Origin of the sequence: Dialister sp. UBA1703, assembly GCA_002320515.1 — a bacterium.
Lineage (GTDB): Bacteria > Bacillota > Negativicutes > Veillonellales > Dialisteraceae > Dialister.
The window spans coordinates 3,704-5,189 of record DCJJ01000095.1 but is presented as its reverse complement, the minus strand read 5'-3'; the positions used below and the strand labels follow the sequence as shown (position 1 = coordinate 5,189).

Here is a 1,486-nt window from a genome sequence, read left to right as displayed (position 1 = left end):
GGTCAGCCGACTAAAAGGAAGGCCTCTTATTGGGCAGGCTAGAGGCCAACGTCGGCTGGCTTGGAGGTCCTATGCAGGACCTCCACAGTACTTCATACCTCCCGAGGGCGAAAGCCCGGAGCCCGTCCGGGAGGCGTCAGCCGGTCCCGGACAGAACCCTTGGCGCCCAGGGCCAGAGGCCCGGCGGCGCCATCAACCCTCGCCCGCGAAAGCAGGCGTCAACCTTCGGGAATACTGGAAAGCACCGCCCAAGTCCCGATCCCGACCGTGCCGAAAGGCGTCTGCCATCGATTTTCTTTTCCAAAGGAGTGCATCATGAATCAGGAAGAAACTATGAACTTACCTATCCGTTACATCAGCATCACCACAGTACCTAAAGAATACACCCCTCATCCCGTGCTCCCGGAAAATCAGGAAGTGGATATGGGCACCCTCCTTTCTGCCATGGCCTCTGCCAAGTCAGAGGTGTCCGCCCTCTCTCCCTATCTTTTCGTTCTTTTTGAAACAGAAAAGGGCGGTGCCTTCTGGCAGTATCTGGACATGGCCGGCGAACTGTCCCGCATCCACTTTACCAGCAGTGGCAGTTATGTGAACGCCACCAAAATCACTTTCCCCAATGGTGCGTATATGTATCGCATCAATCAGGTTTTCCTGCAGCGGAAATAAAAAAATCCTGCCGGTATGACAGCGCTGTCATACCGGCAGGATTTTTTTAGGTTTCCTGTCCGGCTTGCTGCTTCTGCTGTTCATCGCGGCAGGAAACTTTTTGCTCGGAGATTTCCGGGCTACGCTTCGCTTCCCTCGAAATGACGAGGTGCCTTGACTCCACTGCTTTCCATGCTGGCAGGAAACTGTTTATCCGGAGATGTCCGGGCTCCCCTTCGTTTCCCTCGAAATGACGGGGTGCGGCCTTATCCACCTGCTACTCAAACTGGCAGGAAACTCTTTTCATCCAATTTCACCACGTCCACCACCGGTTCTTCATAGGGGTGGGCTTTTTTGATGGCGGAAACGACGACGGGAAGGTGCGCTTCGTCCACCCGGCACTGGAGGATGTATTCTTCCGCTTCTGTCCTTTCTCCGATTTTCCCGTTGTAGGGGTGGGCGCCGTCCATGGTAATCCAGGAAGAGCGCACTTTCCACCAAGACATGCAGCCTTTGTAGTTTCCGATTTCCCCGCCGCCTGCCTCTTCGATGGCCTTCCTGATGGCGCAGAGGGCTTCCGGGGGAAGATAGACTTGGATTTTGTACATAATAGCCTCCTTTGGGGCCGCCTCGCGACCCGGGTTCAAAAGGAGCGTGCCCTTTGGGCACGAAGGGGCACGGCTCCGCCGTAGGTTGTGGCCTGCTGGCACAGGCAGGTTGTGTAGAAGGGGTGTGTTCGCTTTCGCTCATGGGGCGCTGCCGCAGGCAGCATTCATAACTCCCTCTGAACCGGCCCGCTCTGTGGGCCGAACCCGAGGTGCTAAGGAAGCACTGATTAATT

At 56.2% G+C, this 1,486-nt stretch carries 2 protein-coding genes; one reads left to right on the top strand and one right to left on the bottom strand.

Annotated elements, in window-relative coordinates; all coding sequences use genetic code 11:
* Window positions 1-315: 315 nt before the first annotated feature.
* Window positions 316-666: a hypothetical protein gene (locus B2Y11_RS04695; RefSeq protein ID WP_291056821.1), complete on the top strand. Its 351-nt coding sequence runs from the start codon at window positions 316-318 to the stop codon at window positions 664-666.
* 260 nt (window positions 667-926) lie between these two features.
* Here the strand turns inward: B2Y11_RS04695 and B2Y11_RS04690 are convergent, their stop codons facing one another.
* Entirely contained in the window at window positions 927-1,253 is a 327-nt protein-coding gene (locus B2Y11_RS04690; protein ID WP_291056819.1) for a hypothetical protein, read from the bottom strand.
* Window positions 1,254-1,486 lie beyond the last annotated feature (233 nt).